Annotated in this window: 18 protein-coding genes; 7 read left to right on the top strand and 11 right to left on the bottom strand. The window is 36.5% G+C overall.

What is annotated here, in order from left to right:
* Positions 1 to 111 precede the first annotated feature (111 nt).
* From EA341_RS15175 to EA341_RS15190, 4 genes are all read right to left on the bottom strand, one after another.
* Positions 112 to 756 (bottom strand): ROK family protein, encoded by a 645-nt coding sequence (locus EA341_RS15175; RefSeq protein WP_293016012.1) that lies wholly within the window; start codon positions 754 to 756, stop codon positions 112 to 114.
* A gap of 153 nt (positions 757 to 909) precedes the next feature.
* Complete coding sequence (locus EA341_RS15180) at positions 910 to 1,536, bottom strand: CAP domain-containing protein (RefSeq protein WP_293016013.1); 627 nt, start codon at positions 1,534 to 1,536, stop codon at positions 910 to 912.
* A 268-nt stretch (positions 1,537 to 1,804) separates the two neighbouring features.
* Positions 1,805 to 2,773, bottom strand: a complete 969-nt coding sequence (locus EA341_RS15185; protein WP_293016014.1) for a sodium-dependent bicarbonate transport family permease — start codon at positions 2,771 to 2,773, stop codon at positions 1,805 to 1,807.
* Positions 2,774 to 2,796: 23 nt separating this feature from the next.
* Entirely contained in the window at positions 2,797 to 3,099 is a 303-nt protein-coding gene (locus EA341_RS15190) for a hypothetical protein (RefSeq protein ID WP_293016015.1), read from the bottom strand.
* 130 nt (positions 3,100 to 3,229) lie between these two features.
* Between EA341_RS15190 and EA341_RS15195 the strand changes: the two genes are divergently transcribed.
* Positions 3,230 to 4,159, top strand: coding sequence for a LysR family transcriptional regulator (locus tag EA341_RS15195; RefSeq protein ID WP_293016016.1), 930 nt, complete (start codon positions 3,230 to 3,232; stop codon positions 4,157 to 4,159).
* Positions 4,160 to 4,230: 71 nt separating this feature from the next.
* On the opposite strand, the gene EA341_RS15200 is transcribed toward EA341_RS15195, so the two are convergent.
* From EA341_RS15200 to EA341_RS15225, 6 genes are all read right to left on the bottom strand, one after another.
* Positions 4,231 to 5,484 carry an Ig-like domain-containing protein gene (locus tag EA341_RS15200; protein ID WP_293016017.1) on the bottom strand — a complete coding sequence of 418 codons (1,254 nt, stop codon included), beginning with the start codon at positions 5,482 to 5,484 and terminating at the stop codon, positions 4,231 to 4,233.
* A 375-nt stretch (positions 5,485 to 5,859) separates the two neighbouring features.
* Complete coding sequence (mnmE, locus tag EA341_RS15205; protein ID WP_293016018.1) at positions 5,860 to 7,242, bottom strand: tRNA uridine-5-carboxymethylaminomethyl(34) synthesis GTPase MnmE; 1,383 nt, start codon at positions 7,240 to 7,242, stop codon at positions 5,860 to 5,862.
* Between the two features lies 1 nt (position 7,243).
* On the bottom strand, positions 7,244 to 7,693 hold the full coding sequence (locus EA341_RS15210) for a thioredoxin fold domain-containing protein (protein WP_293016019.1): 450 nt from the start codon (positions 7,691 to 7,693) through the stop codon (positions 7,244 to 7,246).
* Positions 7,694 to 7,769: 76 nt separating this feature from the next.
* Complete coding sequence (locus EA341_RS15215; protein WP_293016020.1) at positions 7,770 to 8,321, bottom strand: outer membrane beta-barrel protein; 552 nt, start codon at positions 8,319 to 8,321, stop codon at positions 7,770 to 7,772.
* Between the two features lie 210 nt (positions 8,322 to 8,531).
* Positions 8,532 to 8,942 carry a nuclear transport factor 2 family protein gene (locus EA341_RS15220; protein WP_293016021.1) on the bottom strand — a complete coding sequence of 137 codons (411 nt, stop codon included), beginning with the start codon at positions 8,940 to 8,942 and terminating at the stop codon, positions 8,532 to 8,534.
* Entirely contained in the window at positions 8,935 to 9,369 is a 435-nt protein-coding gene (locus tag EA341_RS15225; RefSeq protein ID WP_293016022.1) for a DUF6526 family protein, read from the bottom strand. The genes EA341_RS15220 and EA341_RS15225 overlap by 8 nt, the downstream gene beginning before the upstream one ends.
* A 94-nt stretch (positions 9,370 to 9,463) precedes the next feature.
* On the opposite strand from EA341_RS15225, the gene EA341_RS15230 reads away from it, so the two are divergent.
* Both EA341_RS15230 and EA341_RS15235 read left to right on the top strand, forming a co-directional pair.
* On the top strand, positions 9,464 to 10,768 hold the full coding sequence (locus EA341_RS15230) for a polysaccharide deacetylase family protein (RefSeq protein ID WP_293016023.1): 1,305 nt from the start codon (positions 9,464 to 9,466) through the stop codon (positions 10,766 to 10,768).
* A 63-nt stretch (positions 10,769 to 10,831) separates the two neighbouring features.
* A complete protein-coding gene (locus tag EA341_RS15235; RefSeq protein WP_293016024.1) occupies positions 10,832 to 11,254 on the top strand; it encodes a hypothetical protein in 423 nt (140 codons plus the stop codon).
* 323 nt (positions 11,255 to 11,577) lie between these two features.
* On the opposite strand, the gene trpS is transcribed toward EA341_RS15235, so the two are convergent.
* On the bottom strand, positions 11,578 to 12,549 hold the full coding sequence (trpS, locus tag EA341_RS15240; RefSeq protein ID WP_293016025.1) for a tryptophan--tRNA ligase: 972 nt from the start codon (positions 12,547 to 12,549) through the stop codon (positions 11,578 to 11,580).
* 71 nt (positions 12,550 to 12,620) lie between these two features.
* Between trpS and EA341_RS15245 the strand changes: the two genes are divergently transcribed.
* The 4 genes from EA341_RS15245 to EA341_RS15260 all read left to right on the top strand — a co-directional run bounded on the left by EA341_RS15245 (position 12,621) and on the right by EA341_RS15260 (position 15,970).
* Positions 12,621 to 13,712: a DUF1573 domain-containing protein gene (locus EA341_RS15245; RefSeq protein ID WP_293016026.1), complete on the top strand. Its 1,092-nt coding sequence runs from the start codon at positions 12,621 to 12,623 to the stop codon at positions 13,710 to 13,712.
* Between the two features lie 115 nt (positions 13,713 to 13,827).
* Positions 13,828 to 14,085, top strand: coding sequence for a YtxH domain-containing protein (locus EA341_RS15250; RefSeq protein WP_293016027.1), 258 nt, complete (start codon positions 13,828 to 13,830; stop codon positions 14,083 to 14,085).
* A 544-nt stretch (positions 14,086 to 14,629) separates the two neighbouring features.
* Positions 14,630 to 15,100 (top strand): hypothetical protein, encoded by a 471-nt coding sequence (locus EA341_RS15255; RefSeq protein ID WP_293016028.1) that lies wholly within the window; start codon positions 14,630 to 14,632, stop codon positions 15,098 to 15,100.
* A 33-nt stretch (positions 15,101 to 15,133) separates the two neighbouring features.
* Positions 15,134 to 15,970: a helix-turn-helix transcriptional regulator gene (locus EA341_RS15260; protein WP_293016029.1), complete on the top strand. Its 837-nt coding sequence runs from the start codon at positions 15,134 to 15,136 to the stop codon at positions 15,968 to 15,970.
* Positions 15,971 to 16,409 lie beyond the last annotated feature (439 nt).

The raw sequence follows: 16,409 nt of genomic DNA on the forward strand, positions 1-16,409 counted from the left end.
TTATCTTTCTGACCATATACAGCATTATATTTGAAAATGACAATGCCTATTAATAGGCTTAAAAGTTAAAAAGTATAAAAATCCAAGCGGAAAGTAATCTGCTTGGATTTTTTATTTCCACATCCTAAATCCACCTTCATATGCAAGTTGGTTATTTCCTAGGCGACAGCCTTTCGGAACTTCAGTCAATAGCTTTGACTTACCGCCACCCAAAACAATATCATCAGGCAGAAAGGCTGCCTGAAATCTCTCAACTACTGTAAAAACATGTTCCTGCCACTTTTCCTGACCTCGGGTTTCATAACCCCGGAATCCTAAGTAATCCTCAAAAGTACCCTTGCGGTAGGAGAGGTGTGCCAGCTCCATAGGTAATACTTTGCCATCTGTGACAATTGCGGAACCCAAACCGGTTCCTAAGCCTAAAAACAATAATACTCCACCCTGATATGAACCAAGTGCCTGCATCGCAGCATCATTCATCAATTTAATAGGTTTCCCGAAAGCCTTTTCAAAGTCAAACCCAATCCACCCATCTCCAAGGTTTTTGGGTTCTGTAATGATATTCCCTTTCTTAATGATGCCGGGAAAACCGATTGAAATTACATCATATTCCCAATCGGCAGTCATTTCTTTTACTCCCTCTACCATTTTATCAGGAGTCATTTCCTGGCCTGAAGGAAACTTCCTTCTTTCTATTGGTCCTTCTAATTTTGCTTTGATATTGGTTCCGCCAATGTCTATTGTTAAAATTTTCAAAATTTTGATGCTTTGGGTTGGTATTTGAATTTTACTTTAAATAAAACAATAATAGTTTGTTTGATGAAAGCAGATGGATAAAATTTAAAAAATAACTGTCAATATTGTTTTTGAAATGCTTTCAAAAACAATTGGGCTATAAAAAAAAAATATTCATCCGTCTTCTTGTATGGTATCAACAAATTTCCTTTCTCTCTTGGGTCCAATATCAATTCCTCTTTTTCTACCGAATTTATATACTGTGGCAGTTCTCCCAGTTTCTGGATTATAGTGTTTTGCAGCGCCAACATGGGTATAAACATAATTCATGATATTTCTACAATGTCCAGGGCTATTTAAAAAGACCCTAAATGAGTTCTCTGCAGAAAGGTTTCCTAAAACAACGTTCTCCGCAAAATTGCTGAAATCTGTAGAATGTCTTCTAATTCGCTGAATGACTCTTGTGCTGTCTGAACCCCTATGTCCCTGCATTCCTCGGTGAAAGGTGAGATCAGCAGCATGCTCTAAAGCTGCCTCTGCCAGATCTTTGTCCCAAGCCAATTCATTAGCAGGCTCAAAAATTTCGTTTCCACAGGTTTTGCCTACCTTTCTTTCATCATTGATCAAAGGAATAATTTCAGTAAGGAATTCAACTTCTCCTGTTGAATGGGGATCCACAGGGGGAGGTGTAGGGTTTAATGAAACTGAGGGATTGCCGGTATTTCGTGAACTTGAATTACCATTTCCTGTAGTTCTTTCGGTATTTTCCGCAGGACGATTTGCTCTTTCTATTTCCTTCATGAAAGACTCCATGCTTTTACAGGCATAAAAAGTAAGCATTAAGCCGAAAAGCAAAAGGCAATAAAGAATAAGATTAAAATTCTTCAAATCCTCTTGATTTTAAATATGTAACTAGCGTATCAAAGTAAAAAAAATAGAAAACTTTTAAAAGTAACAGGCTATTTAGTTGCAAGAGGTATCCATATAATTATACCATTCAGATAATTTTTGATTTCCTGTTTTGTATAAATTGGACTAATGTATTGTTATAGCAGAAATAAAGTATTTATTAAAAGTAAGACGCCAGTAAATAGTAAAGGGGCATGCCAATAGTAATGTTTACCGGAAACGTGACTGCCAATGCCATAGGAAGGAATAAACCGGGATTAGCTTGAGGTACGGTCATTTTCATTGCTGCAGGTACAGCAATGTAGGATGCACTTGCTGCTAGGATTGCCAACATAAATCGATTGGAAACATCATCTGTTACCATAGAGCTTATCAATGCGACCACACTTCCGTTGAATAGAGGGATGAAGATTGCAAAAATGGTAGGGAACCAGCCATAGGAAAAGAATGAACCTAGTTTTTTGCCACTTACTATTCCCATGTCAAGAAGGAAAATTGCTAAAAAACCTTTGAATATATCGTTGGTGAATGGCTTGATACCTTCAGCCTGGGCGTCGGAAGCGAGTAGTCCAATGACAAGACTTCCCAAGATCAACATTACACTGCCATTGGTAAAGGAATGTTTGACAACAGTTCTTTTCTTGACCTTTTCGGCGTTAACACCCATTTTATCAAAAGATGATATCAATAGGAGCCCCACAACGATGGCAGGTGCCTCCATCAAGGCCATTATGGCCACCATATGTCCGTGAAGCACCAATTGCTGCATTTCCAGATAAGTCACAGCAGTAACGAAAGTAACCGCACTGATAGAGCCGTATGCTGCTGCCACTGCCCCGGCATCATAAATACTCAGTTTCCTCTTCAGTATAAAGAATGTATAAATAGGGATTATAGTGGCTACTCCAAGTCCGAACAGGATTGTCCAGGCAATTTCCATATTCATGGTTTCATGGGCCAATTCCTGACCTCCTTTGAAGCCAATGGAAAAAAGTAAATAAAGGGAAATGAATTTAGATGAGTTGGAAGGTATTTCCAGATCGCTTTTACATAAAACGGCAACCAAACCTAATACAAAAAACAGTAAAGCGGGATTGGTAAGGTTTTCAATGAGAAGACTAAAATTCATTATTTATAAAATTATTGAAAGTTTTAGATATCAATGCCTGGTTTTTCTTCTTCATGACAGATCACTTCAATTTTAGCCTGTATGCTGAAGGTTTGTCCAATTTTTTCTTCTTGTTGAAAAAAGCTAATGATATTTTTTAGATCGGCATTGAGAGCAGTGATTCTTTTTTCGGAGTTTTCATCAGCATAGCCAAATCTGATTTTTGAACTAAAATTTCTTCTGACATGAAAATTGATCTTGTCATTGATCAATTGCACAAGGACTTCTTTTGCATCCTTTTGATTGAATTCTCCGTCAATAAGTTTAAAATCAATAGTTTTTTCCATGTTAGTATTCATTTTATCTATAAGTATATCAGAAAGAAGGGAAGGTACCCTACCTTTCAAAGCGCAAAAGTGTTAGGAAATATTTATTAATTTTTATTTAACTTTATTATTATAATCATTAAAAATAGTTATGCATTATACGCTTCATCAATTGCAGGTTTTTCAAAAAGTAGTAGAAACAGGATCTATTACCAAGGCAGCGGAGGAGCTGCACCTTACACAGCCTGCGGTCTCTATCCAGTTAAGGAATTTCCAGGATCAGTTTGACATTCCCTTGACAGAAGTTTTGGGGCGTAAAATCCATGTCACCGAATTTGGCTTTGAGATCGCTGAATTGGCAGAATATATTCTCACACAGGTACAAGCTATTGACAGTAAGACCTTGGCATATAAAGGAGAGCTTACAGGGAGGCTGAAAATCGCTGTGGTATCAACAGGTAAGTATGTTATGCCGTATTTTTTAGGAGATTTCCTGAACAGGTATACAAGTGTAGAGCTAAACATGGATGTGACCAATAAAAATAAAGTTTTGGAGAGCCTGGAAAACAATGAAGTCGATTTTGCATTGATCTCTATCTTGCCTAAAGGGGTTAATTTGGAGTTCATGGAATTATTGGACAATAACCTCTACTTGGTTGGAAATGCTCAGTCAAAAATTGCAGAATCGGCTGATCCTGATGAGATATTCAAAGAATTGCCTTTGATTTTCAGAGAAAATGGTTCAGGAACCAGACATACCATGGAGCGGTTTATTGAGGGGAGCAAAATTTCTTACCAAAAGAAAATGGAACTCACCTCAAATGAGGCAGTCAAACAGGCGGTGCTGGCTGGTTTAGGTTATTCAATCATGCCCTTAATTGGTATTAAAAATGAACTTTTGACCAATCAGCTTAAAATTATACCAGTCCCTGGTTTACCTATTACAACAAAATGGTTTTTAGTGTGGCTCAAGGGTAAAAAACACATGCCTCTTCCAAAGGCTTATCTTGAGTTTTTGAAAAAAGAGAAAGAAAATATTGTTGAAAGATTTTTCAGTGATATGATTCAAAAAGAAAAGTAGAAATTGAGGATTTTCTAATAAATACAATAAACCCGGATATATGATTACCATTTATCCGGGTTTCGTTATTTTCATTCTTCGATTCTAGATAACCTGACATCACTTACTATAAGGGTTCTGCCGTCAAGGAGTCTCGCTTTGATGGCAAACTGATCAATAAAAGTACCACTCGTAATACTAGAAGTCCTTTCTGACACTTGTATAAACTCACTCCAGTTTATCGCAATAGACCTACCTGATATAGATTCATTCCCTCTCACAACAAATGATGACCCATCGTTCAGTGTTACATTTCCTGTATACATTCTTGTAATATTATTGGTGCTTTCAAACTCTAATTCTACCACTCCAAATTGATCGCCGTTTTCTTCTAGGCAGATACTCCATTTTCCATCAAAAGTATCAGCTTCCAACGTTTCAGACTTTAAAACTGAAATAGTGCTTCTTCCAGAAATGTCTCCAACAGTAGCTGTTATTCTGGCATTTCCAGGAGTATAAGCCGCAGCAAGTCCCGTTTCTTCAATCGAAACAATACAAGCATTGCTGCTGCTCCAATCAAAAGAAATATCAGGTATTTCTTGATCGAATTGATCATAAGCCTTAGCTGAAAACTGAACTTGCTCTCCTCTTTCTGCTGAAATGTTTTGGGGGCTGATTTCAATTTTTGAAATGACAAGCTCTTCGGATGACACAGTCACTGGTATTTCAGAAAACTTATTCGAAACCTCTATATGTATTTTGGTGCTTCCAGGTCGCAAACCTTCTACCAAACCTTCTTCATTTACGATACATATTTGCTCATCCAAGGATTTAAACAATATTTCAGGGTTTTCTATTTCAACACCATCAATATCGAAAATAACCATTTCAATTTGGACGCTTTGGCCCACCTCTATGTTGATTTGTGTTGGGCTTATATCGAAGCTATGAGGTTCCTGTGTTAGGTTTTCTTCCTCAGACTCCATAACAGTAAATTCGTGAGTTGCTTTAATACCTGTTCTATTCGTGACTTCGATAATTGAGGTTCCTGGACTTTTTGCCTCTGCCAGTCCACTTGAATCAATGTCTATTACCTCAGGGTTTGAAGAACTCCAAGTTAAAGCCTGATTGCTCATCACATTTCCGTTAGTGTCTTTCACAAGTGCTTCAATAATAAGGGTTTCACCAACTGTCAATTCTGATTTAGGAAATTGCATTTCAATTTCTGAAGCAACTGGTATTTCAGGATTGATTTCTTCTTCCTCAGAAGTGCAAATACCTGATGAAAGTGAAATTAGAATTATCAAAAGGTAAAACTTGATTTGGGGAAAGTATGGATTTTTCATGGCACCTAGCTTTTGTTTTTACCAGATACTAAAAACCTCAATGTTGTTACCTATTGCTGAAAAATTTAAATTAAGTGCTTAGGCAGTTTAAGATTAGCAGGTCTACTAAAACAAAAATATGATTATCCGGGATTAAACCACAAATCAATTAGGCAAAGGCTTTTTAGCTATTAGATATCAATTGATATTGGATATTCATATTGGTTTCATATCATAAGTTAATTCTTTTGAATAGGTTATACTGATATGATTACGGATAATCAGGAACAAAAATAGTTTAATTCATCCCAGAGCATAGGTTTGGTAATTGGAAAAATTCTTTCCTGAAAAAGGGACTTGTATTTCAAAATGATTAGAGGAAGAAAGGGCATTGGCCTACTTTCCGATACAAAACTTACTAAAAATATTCGCCAACAAATCATCCGTCGTGATCTCGCCCGTAATCTCACCAAGATAGTGTAGCGATCGGCGGATATCCATAGCTAGGAAGTCATTGGTGATTTCATTGTCCAAACCTTCCAGCACATCGAGTAGGGACTGTCTGGTTTTGACCAAAGAGTCGTAGTGGCGGATATTGGTGACTATGGTATTTCCAGTTCTGAATTTATCCAGGTTGACCAATTCCAAGACCCTTGTTCTAAGGTCTTCCAGGTTTTCTTTTTGTCCTGCAGAAATAAAAATGGTATCAGGATATTTGGCTTTCAATTCCTTTACAAATTCAGGATCAGCCTTATCTATTTTATTGGCTACTTTGACAAAAGGTACACCCAGATTTTCAAGCTTATTGATGTCCCTGTTGATCTCAACCATATCTGTATCGGACAAATCGAAAAGATAAAGGATCAAAGAAGCAGTTTTCATTTTTTCCTGTGTGCGGCTTACGCCAATCGCTTCTATGGTATCGGTGGTTTCCCTCAGCCCGGCAGTATCAATAAATCTAAATATCACCCCGCCTATATTGATTTCATCTTCTATAAAATCCCGGGTAGTACCGGCAATCTCGGAAACAATGGCTTTTTCTTCATTCAGAAGGGCATTGAGTAAGGTAGATTTGCCTGCATTGGGTTTGCCAGCGATAACTGTAGGTACTCCGTTTTTGATGACATTACCCAGATCAAAACTGCTGATCAGCTGCTCCACTACTCGAAGAAGTTTTTCTACCAATATCCTCAAATCATCCCTGCTGGCAAACTCTACATCTTCTTCAGTGAAATCCAGCTCCAATTCTATCATGGAAGCAAAGTGGATCAGTTCTGCCCTGAGTTTGGAAATTTCTCCGCTGAATCCACCGCGCATCTGATTTAAAGCAGCCTGATGGGAAGCCTCGGAATCTGAGTGGATCAGGTCTGCAACTGCTTCTGCCTGAGCTAAGTCAAACTGGCCGTTTAAGAAAGCCCTTTGCGTAAACTCACCCGGTTTTGCCGGCCTTACTCCTTTGCGGATAAAGAGCTTAACAACCTGATTCACGATGTAAGAGGAACCATGTGTGGAAATTTCTACAACATTTTCTTTTGTGAAAGATTTTGGAGCTACAAATAGAGATACCAAGACCTCATCTATAATCTTTTCTCCATCTCTGATGGTGCCAAAATGTATGGTATGTGAATCCTGTTTTTCCAGGTCTTTACCTTTGAAGACTTCATTTGTGACCTTAATGGCTTCCTTTCCGGATAGCCTGATCACCGCTATAGCTCCAACTCCCTGGGGAGTTGCCAAAGCAATTATAGTATCTTCTTTTTCGTGAATTGAAAAAGCCATCTTACTTACTGAATTTGTCTACCAAGCTACTCAAACCTTTCAAAAAAGGATCAGGCTGTCTGTATCCGGGTAGCTGCGTGATATTTTCCATGGTAGCATCCATGATGACAAAATTTGGAAAGGAGTTGACCCTCATTGCTTTGGCCATGGTGGCTTCTGTATATTCTTTTCCTTTGAATTCGAATGACCTCTTGGTATCTTCAGCGTTCATTTTTACTGGATAAAAGTTGCTGTTGATATAATCTATGACTTTGGGGTCAGTAAAAGTTTCTTTATCCATTTTTTTGCACCACCCACACCAATCTGTGTATACATCTACCAAAATCATTTTTGGATTTGACTCGGTAAGTGTAGCTGCTTCATCAAAAGTCAACCAGTTGATTTTATCTTGAGCTTGAGACAAATTGATGTTCAGCAGGGTAATAAATACTAAGAGAATGATTTTTTTCATATCCTTTAAAGTCAATTGCAAATTTAACGACTTCAATCTAATTACAGTTCATTTCTATAGGCTTATTGATTTGCGGTCAAAACTTAATCCCTAATCCAATCTGAGCACTATGAATAAAACCATTGTCCAAAAAACCGTTGGAAATGTATCCGACTTCATATTCCATATTGACAAACGCAAAGTACGAAATCGCCAGCTCTATTCCTCCCGCCAATCCGCCATAAAATCCAAAATCATTTTCTTTGCGGACTGATGAAGGACCGGTAACATTGGACATAGAGTATTGTAAACCCAAGGCCCCTTTCAGGTAGGCTTTGGAGTCTTCTTCACTGAACATCAGCTTTGGATTATAAGTGAAAGGGATATGGGTGATTTCCTGTAAAAAATCATTCTCATTGCGCATAAATTCTGCTTCTGTAGAGATATATGAGAGCGTGAAACCATGGGCTAACATAGATCTGTATGGATGGACTTCATAGGTTCCATTGACCCTGTAACCGGTCCCCCTTTCTTTGGATTGCTGTCCTTTTCCAAATGCATATCCACCACCGAGCGAAAATTTAGTTTCCTGAGCGCTAAGTTCAAGGCAGAAAAAGGAAACCAATAGTAATAAGAATATTTTCTTCATTTTTAAAACTTCAATTCCGGTGAAAATACAGGTTTTACCCATTGAAAAAAAAACAAAATTACATGAATTTTCCCACTCGGGATAAGGTCTGAAAAGTATTACTCAAAGCGCATTTTTTTTAGTTTGTAAAATAGAAGTTTTTGGAAGAGTTAGAGGATATATTGTTCCTAGATCAATATACTCCTCTTTATAGCTTAGGAATAATATTTTTTATTTGCTGATAAAATATACCTCTGCGATTTTATCATTTTTGATTTTGTAAATGGCGATGGCATGAATTTTAGAGTCGCCCTTTCTTCTTACGACTTCTTCTTGATCAATTACTGTATTACCCATTACCATCCTGTTGACCAGTTTACAATGGAGATCTGGACTGTTAGCAAACATGTTTTTATACCTTTCTCTCATGTTATCCTTTCCTTCGTATTGAAGATCGTTTGGAAAATTAAAGATCTTTACGTTTTCTGCATAAGGCGCTAAAAAAGCATCAATATCCCTATTGTTATAGGCATCCAATTGTTCTTGAGCCAGTTTTTCAGCGATTTCCTCTATTCCATCTTGGGCTTGTGAAAAGCCGCAAATGAACATGATCAGTAAAATGGTGAATATTTTTTTAAACACGTTTTTTGTCCTCCTGCCAGTTTTGAATTTCTTGTTTGATTTCTTTAGAACGCATTCCCCCGCTTATAGCTTTATCAATTAATACAACCAACTCAGGGTCTGATGCAAATCTCAGTGCGATGATTTGGGAAAGTCTGAGTTTTTTCTCTTTTCCTGAAAATGACTCACCTGTAAGTTCAAAATAGCGTTGCCTCATTTCCATCCTTATAATTCTATCCTGGTTTTTTAGCGCATAAATCCTTGCCAAAATTGGAAGGATCAACAAGATTGAAGCGCCCAATAGATTATAGAACCCACTATTGAGGGAGTCAGTCCCCCAGGCAGAGGTTACATTTACTATTGACCAAATAAAATAAATTAATGTAAGTGGGGTGACAATAAAATGGTGAAGGGGGTAATATCGCGCGTGGTTTTTAAAATTTTGCATGTTTGAATAAAATAACTGGTGGAATTTAGAGCTAAACCCTCCAATTATCAAAAAGTTAGTGTTTAAGTGTGAAAAACAAGGTTAATTGGTAAATATGAAAGGTTTATTGATTATCATCTTATTTATTTCCCCTGTTTTTGTACACGCACAACAGGTTGGGGAAACTGAAATATTGAAATGGCCAGAAGGGAAAAAAGCAGCTGTATCCCTCACTTATGATGATGGAACACTGAATCAATTTCACGTGGCATTACCGATCATGGAATCCCTGGAAATGAGAGGAACTTTCTATATCAATACAGGAGAAATTCCATCTTCGCAGCATAGAGCCCAGTTTTTCGGTAGAGAAGCTGCTGAAATTTTAGAAGAGTCCAAGGAAATACCAACTGATGAAAGCAATATTTTTGAAAGGGCATCCTTGATCAGATTTCTGGATATGCCTGAAGCGGTTTCATTTCATGATAGGGCAGGGGCAGCTTATGAACAAGGAAGGAAATCCATGGCTTACCAATTGATAGATGAAGGATTTGGGCAAGCGGTAAGTATGGGCGTAAAAAACTTGGTATCTCCCCAAATCATTGACGGACCTATGATAGATTGGGATGAAATTAGGACTTATGCTGAAAATGGACATGAATTTGGTGTGCATACCATCTCGCATCCAAGATTGGCAGTCCTTGATGAAGCCAACCTTCTTTATGAATTGGAAAAATGCAGAGATGAACTAGAGGTACAATTGGGAAAAGAATTTTTGTTTTCAGCGGAATGCCCATTTGGTACAGAAGACGAGCGGGTTATGGAGTATGCTTTAGAGATGTTCCCTGCCACCAGAAATAGAATGCCAGAGTCTTTTTTGGAAGAAATAAACCGGTCAGGAAAATTTGACCCAACATTTGACTATAATAAGGAATATGTACAATGGCAGCGCGGACCCTTATCAGGCACCTCTCACGAATTGATGCGTTCCTGGGTGGATGATATTTTAACAAGAGAGGATACCTGGTTGGTTTTAGTCTTTCATGGTATTGAAGGTATTGGATGGGAAGCTATTCCTGAAAAAACCATTCGATCTTATTTTCAATACATAGCAGAAAAGGATGGTATTTGGGTGGGGACATTTGCGGAAGTGACCAAATACATAAGGCAAAGAATGCATACAAAGGTAAGCTCCGCATTAGATAATGAGTCATTAAAAATCTCTTTAAGTTCTGAATTGGATAGCTTTTGGTATGATCAGAAGCTTTCTTTAAAAACAATCATTCCATCAGATTGGAACAATGTAGTGCTATCCCATGGAGATACGAAAGAAGAGTTAAGTATTGAGGTTGATGGAAATGAAAAATTTGTAATGTATAATGTTCCGGCAGAAGTTTCTGAACTAATCCTATCCAATAGGTAAGCCGTACTTTTTTGGAAACCCTTTAGAGATTCAATATCTTCGTGTTTTAACCAAAAAATCACGATGGATTTCAACAAACTGGACGAGGACCTTTCCCTTATTGTAGAAAAAAGAATTGAACTTAGCCACCTCTCATATGCAGACGAGGCCTATGACGATCTTGAAGAAGAGCTGCACGATTTAGAGGATGATTTCAATGAAGAATATGGAGACGAACTGGAAGCTGCTTTGGAAAAGATTTATGAAAAACTACAATCTGATAATGAAGTCTTATTGCCTTCTGCATATTTAGCCAACGCCTATCATCCAATGATGCCAGACGCTTCAGGTAAAGTTACCTACGAGGTCAAGGGAAATGAGGGAGTTCCCATTGAGTCGGAAGAATTTGATAAAATGGACGTCCGATTGGTTATCGTTCCAAACCCTACGAGATTTGTCCTGAGAATCAACGGGAAATCAATGAAGGACCTTTGGGTGGCTCGGTAAAAATAGTGTACCCACTTCAATACGGGGATTCACATGAAATTATACATTGAGGAGATATTTAGGGATATTTGATTGATATTAGGATATTTTTTACCCTAACCCTAGAAATAGATCTCATTTTCTTTTTATTCTGATGCACAAAAAACTTATTGACAGTGGGTATGAAGTTGCCCTTTGTTAAAGTCAGTTATAAGTTTCACACGATGAACGCCTAATAATTATAAAGCTACTCACTCAAGTGTCCCCTCCCTTGCGTATGTTGCGTAAATACACTAGTGTTCCTTGCGTGAAACTATCAGCTTACAAGGGTTTAGATATAGAAATCAAAATCCCAACGCATTCCGTACTTTTGAGAGGATATCTTTTGCTACCTCCCGAGCTCTCGTTTCTCCCTCTTGAAGCTTTTTTTCCAGCTCTTCAGGGTGATTCATGAAGTAGTCAAATAGTCTTCTTTCTTCCTTATATTTTTCCAAAATCAAGGTTAAAAATTCCTTTTTGGCGTGCCCATACCCAAAATTGCCTCCCAAGTATTTTTCTCTTAGTGACGCAGTTTCGGAAGCTGATGCTACCAGAGAATATAATTTGAAAACGTTACAGCTATCAGGGTTTTTAGGTTCTTCCAAAGGAGTACTGTCGGTAATGATACTATTGATATTTTTTTTGAGTTGTTTTTCCGGAAGGAAAATATCAATAAAGTTTCCATAAGATTTACTCATTTTCTGTCCGTCCGTACCGGGAATGATCATGACATTTTCAGAAATTCTAGCTTCTGGAATTGTCAATATTTCCTCAGATACCCTGTGGTTGAATGTAGAAGCAATATCCCTAGTTATCTCCAAATGCTGTAATTGATCCTTACCCACAGGAACAATATCGGCGGAGTAAAGAAGGATATCGGCTGCCATCAGGACAGGATAAGAAAACAGTCCCGCATTCACATCCGCAAGTCTGTCTGATTTGTCTTTGAAACTATGTGCATTGGCAAGCATGGGGAAAGGAGTGAAGCAACTCAGGTACCAAGTGAGTTCAGTTACTTCAGGAATCATGGATTGTCTGTAGAAAACAGTTTTTTCTATATCCAAGCCGAAGGCCAGCCAAGCTGCGGCTACTGCTTTGGTATTTTCCCTCCTTAATTCACCGTCTTTAATAGTTGTCAAAGAATGCATATCTGCAATGAAAATAAAGGATTCATTATTGTCCTTTTTGGTCAATTCTATCGCAGGCACTATTGCACCCAAAATATTTCCCAAATGAGGTATGCCTGAACTTTGTATTCCAGTAAGTACTCTTGCCATTTTTATATAATTTGGCGCAAATTAAATAAATCAAGGTACAATTCGATCGAATTTTCACGTTATTTGCCCATATGAAGAAGAGTTTGATTTCAGGCACCCTATGTGCCCTTTTTGTATTTATTTCCTTAAGCCTTGAGGCACAAACCATTGACAGAAAAGTGCTGACATGGGAACAGCGCAATGTCAATATAGGAGCAGTTTTGGAGGAAAGAGGGGAAGTAGAAGCTGAATTTTTTGGAGTCAATCTCAACCAGGACACTATATGGATCACGGATGTTTATGCGGAGTGTGGCTGTACAGCTGTATCCTTTTCTAGAGATACCTTGTTTCAGGATAAAATTGGTTCATTGAAAGTTAAATTTAATCCTGACCACAGGGGTGGAGCTTTTGCAAAACAAATCATTGTTAGAACAAACCAGGATATTTACGGTGATACCCTTATTTTAGAAGGAATCAATATTCCTGTTCCTGATAATATTCAATTGGCTTACAAGCATAGAATAGGTGATTTGGGTTTTAGGCTTTCTGCAATAAATATGGGTGAAGTTTTCACAAATGAACCCAAATTGAAGCATGTAGAAGTTTACAACTTTGGAAATGATACTTTAAAACTCAAAAGTGAACAGAAAGATTTGCCAGAACATCTTTACGTTGCTCTGGAACCGGAATCCATTTTACCTGGACAAAGAGGTTTGTTACTTCTCAGTTATGATGGTGATAAAAAGGCAGATTTGGGATATTTTGAGGAAAATGTTTCCCTACAACTTCAGAATGAAAATGAAATTGAGATGAAATTAACGGCTGTTGTTTATGAATTTTTTCAGCCTGTTCCTAAAAGTATGGAGAAAGTTGTGCCCCGATTAGGGCTATCTGAAATCGATATCGATCTCAGGGATGTTGCTGCTAATAGGAAAGTATCCAGAGATATTGTCATTACCAATATGGGTGAAGAAATGCTTCAAATTAGGAAAATAGCCACCAATTGCGATTGTGTGGAGGTTTTGTTGGGTGCAGATGAAATAGGGCCTGGGCAGAAAACAGAGTTGCGATTTACTTTTGACACCAAAGGTAGAAAGGGGATTGATCATAAACATATCACTATTTTTAGTAATGACCCTATTTATCCTGTTAGAACTGTAGTAGTCAAAAGTACCATTAAATAAAACTGTCAGCATGGCAGAACCGTTACTATGGTATGGTTGTTGTTTCTTAAAATAATATATGATTGAAATAAGTCATACAACACCAAATTTTATTTATAACTAAAACTTAATCTTTATGAGTTCTACAAAATTTCTTTTAGGCGCTTTATTGGGTGCAGCAGTAGGTGTACAAATCGGTATATTGGTAGCTCCTGACAAAGGAGAAAATACAAGAAAAAAACTTGGTAAGAAGGGTAACGAATACCTTGACGATCTTTCAGGTAAAATGAATGGATTTTTTGACGGTTTGTCAAAAAAAGTAGCTGATGTAAGCGAAGAAGTTGACAAACTTGCAAAGAAAGCAAAGACTGAAACAGAGAAGCTTACCAAATAAAATTTATTAAATTTTAATAAGAAAAGGAGGTTTATACCTCCTTTTTTTATTTTGATAGGAAATAGAAACAATTTTGGACTTTAAGGTAAAAGCTTAACATTGATTAGTTCTCTGATGTGCTAGTTAATTGGTAAAGTTGTCAACCAAATAATGTCTGTAAGACTGGCCAAGAATTTATAACAATAGGAAGCATTTTGGTAATGGTTGAGGCCATTCCTGTAATGCTTTTTTTATTTTTCAAATAAAAATGAAACCTAGAGTAACAAAATATTTTGAGGGGATATGATAAAAAATTTAATATCCATCCTGAGCTCTCGTGAAATATTTACAAAAATGTTTGAGTAAAATAATTTCATGAAAGAAAAAAAGCTGTATATTAAAAGCATTAAAGTTTATATGACACGTATTAGTTTAGAGAATGCATTAATTTATTGAGTTATTTTTATTAAAAACATCACATATTTAAAACAAATAGAAAATAATTATGGGTTTCGAAGTCCTTTTACCATCGGAAGCATTATCAGAGTATGTTTCAGGTTATTTTTTGGTTGATAAAAATAATGATAACGGAGACGAAGTTATGATTTTTGAAAGTGGAGTATCTTTGGGGATTGGTATCGGAAAACCATTTGCTTTTTCATTTGGTCAGGAAGAAAGTGAAGATTTAGAGTTTACAAGCTTTGATAAAATTTTTATTTTCAATAATGTAGGGAAGAAAGCCTCATTTATGGTTAAGGGGAGAGTATGTTTGATATTTATAGTTCTTACACACACTGGTTTACAATACCTTTCCAATGGTGCAAGGATTAGCTTTCCCAGTGACTTCTTTCCTTTAAGTAAATTGGGAGTTCCTATTTTTAATCTTATTGTCAAAAGGAAGCTTAGGTTTTGTCAGAATACGACAGATGGAGTAAAAATAATTGAACAAGAACTTTGCAGGTATTTCTTGAAATTAAAAGAACTACCAGAAAAAGATCAATTTAATGTTCAGGATCCATTTCTAGGTTTAGGTTAAGACTAGTATTGGGTCAGGTTCTGCAAAAAAATTATGGATTTTAAGTTTTTTCCTCCCCATAGAAAATTGAGCCAACACATAGTAGGATATGTATACTGGAATGATTTTGTCAAATATAGAAAAGAAATTCTTTTTACTGTTAAAGGGACAGGTAGCTTAGGAATCCCACTTAATTCTGACTTCAAATGTGCAGTTAAGGGTAGGAAATTAAAGAATAATTGTCTTTCTAAATTAGAACCCATAATACCGGTTCTTTATGGACAAATGACCAGTTATGGTAAAGTGATGGTGGAAGGTCATGTACAGTTGATTTTTGTGGTATTTACTCCCTTAGGTTTATATTCATTTTTAAAAGGAGATGCTTCTTTGGTGACAGATAGTATAATTCCTCTGGATTCACTCAACGAAATTTTTCGGAACTTTGAGTTCAACCAAGGCGACCCAATTGAAGATAACCTTATTTGTTTAGAGCAAGTTTTGTTTCATGGCTTCGAAGCAAAAGGAAACCAGGATTATGAATTTCCTTTGAGCAGCACCATTGAATATCTTTTAAAACATCAAGGTAAGAGTACAGTACAGGAATTGGCTGATTTGGCGGGTGTCAGCACAAGAACATTGGAATTAAAGTTTAAAAAATATGTTGGTTTGACTCCAAAAACCTACAGTAGAGTTATCAGATTCAATGCACTCATCAAGCAGTTTTCTGAGTCCTCATTAAAAGACTCTTGTGATTGGGTTGAAAAATACGGTTATACCGATCAATCCCACTTAATTAAAGATTTTAAGGATTTTACAGGAATGTCTCCCGGTAAATATTTCAAAAACCCTAGCATTGACGATTCAATGCTAAATAAAAGTATTTCAAAATAAAAAATGTGTATTTCGCATTTTTACTATTTTTTCACGAATGTCTTTGCTACTTTTATAATTAGTTCCAATACTTGGAAATCGGGGTGATAATCAGGTATTATTTTTGGGGATATTTATCAACCATTTTTAACCTAAAATCCGGCACTATGGTGCCGGATTTTTTTTATTTAATTTATCATATACTTTCTCAAATTAAGATTGTTTTAAATTGTATAATTTTTATTCGATAAAATATTTAGTAGTAATCTTTTATTTATAACAATAAAATTCTGAACAAATTTTTTTAAACAAATTTAATTTGGTTATAAGATATATATATGCTATATTATGTCGGGGTAATATTTGTCGGGATAGCGGTAATAGATTTGGGAAATGATTAATAGGTAACATTTTAAACAATATTGGATATGATAATGAATGTGAAATAAAGCCAATCATC

It is taken from the genome of Mongoliibacter sp., assembly GCF_007692705.1.
Classification (GTDB): Bacteria; Bacteroidota; Bacteroidia; order Cytophagales; family Cyclobacteriaceae; genus Mongoliibacter.

Bases quoted from the DNA above. Each gene is read 5' to 3' on its own strand.
- EA341_RS15180 (WP_293016013.1), bottom strand. From the start codon at position 1,536: ATGAAGGAAATAGAAAGAGCAAATCGTCCTGCGGAAAATACCGAAAGA.
- EA341_RS15185 (WP_293016014.1), bottom strand. From the start codon at position 2,773: ATGAATTTTAGTCTTCTCATTGAAAACCTTACCAATCCCGCTTTACTG.
- EA341_RS15190 (WP_293016015.1), bottom strand. From the start codon at position 3,099: ATGGAAAAAACTATTGATTTTAAACTTATTGACGGAGAATTCAATCAA.
- EA341_RS15195 (WP_293016016.1), top strand. From the start codon at position 3,230: ATGCATTATACGCTTCATCAATTGCAGGTTTTTCAAAAAGTAGTAGAA.
- EA341_RS15200 (WP_293016017.1), bottom strand. From the start codon at position 5,484: ATGAAAAATCCATACTTTCCCCAAATCAAGTTTTACCTTTTGATAATT.
- mnmE (WP_293016018.1), bottom strand. From the start codon at position 7,242: ATGGCTTTTTCAATTCACGAAAAAGAAGATACTATAATTGCTTTGGCA.
- EA341_RS15210 (WP_293016019.1), bottom strand. From the start codon at position 7,693: ATGAAAAAAATCATTCTCTTAGTATTTATTACCCTGCTGAACATCAAT.
- EA341_RS15215 (WP_293016020.1), bottom strand. From the start codon at position 8,321: ATGAAGAAAATATTCTTATTACTATTGGTTTCCTTTTTCTGCCTTGAA.
- EA341_RS15225 (WP_293016022.1), bottom strand. From the start codon at position 9,369: ATGCAAAATTTTAAAAACCACGCGCGATATTACCCCCTTCACCATTTT.
- EA341_RS15230 (WP_293016023.1), top strand. From the start codon at position 9,464: ATGAAAGGTTTATTGATTATCATCTTATTTATTTCCCCTGTTTTTGTA.
- EA341_RS15235 (WP_293016024.1), top strand. From the start codon at position 10,832: ATGGATTTCAACAAACTGGACGAGGACCTTTCCCTTATTGTAGAAAAA.
- trpS (WP_293016025.1), bottom strand. From the start codon at position 12,549: ATGGCAAGAGTACTTACTGGAATACAAAGTTCAGGCATACCTCATTTG.
- EA341_RS15245 (WP_293016026.1), top strand. From the start codon at position 12,621: ATGAAGAAGAGTTTGATTTCAGGCACCCTATGTGCCCTTTTTGTATTT.
- EA341_RS15250 (WP_293016027.1), top strand. From the start codon at position 13,828: ATGAGTTCTACAAAATTTCTTTTAGGCGCTTTATTGGGTGCAGCAGTA.
- EA341_RS15260 (WP_293016029.1), top strand. From the start codon at position 15,134: ATGGATTTTAAGTTTTTTCCTCCCCATAGAAAATTGAGCCAACACATA.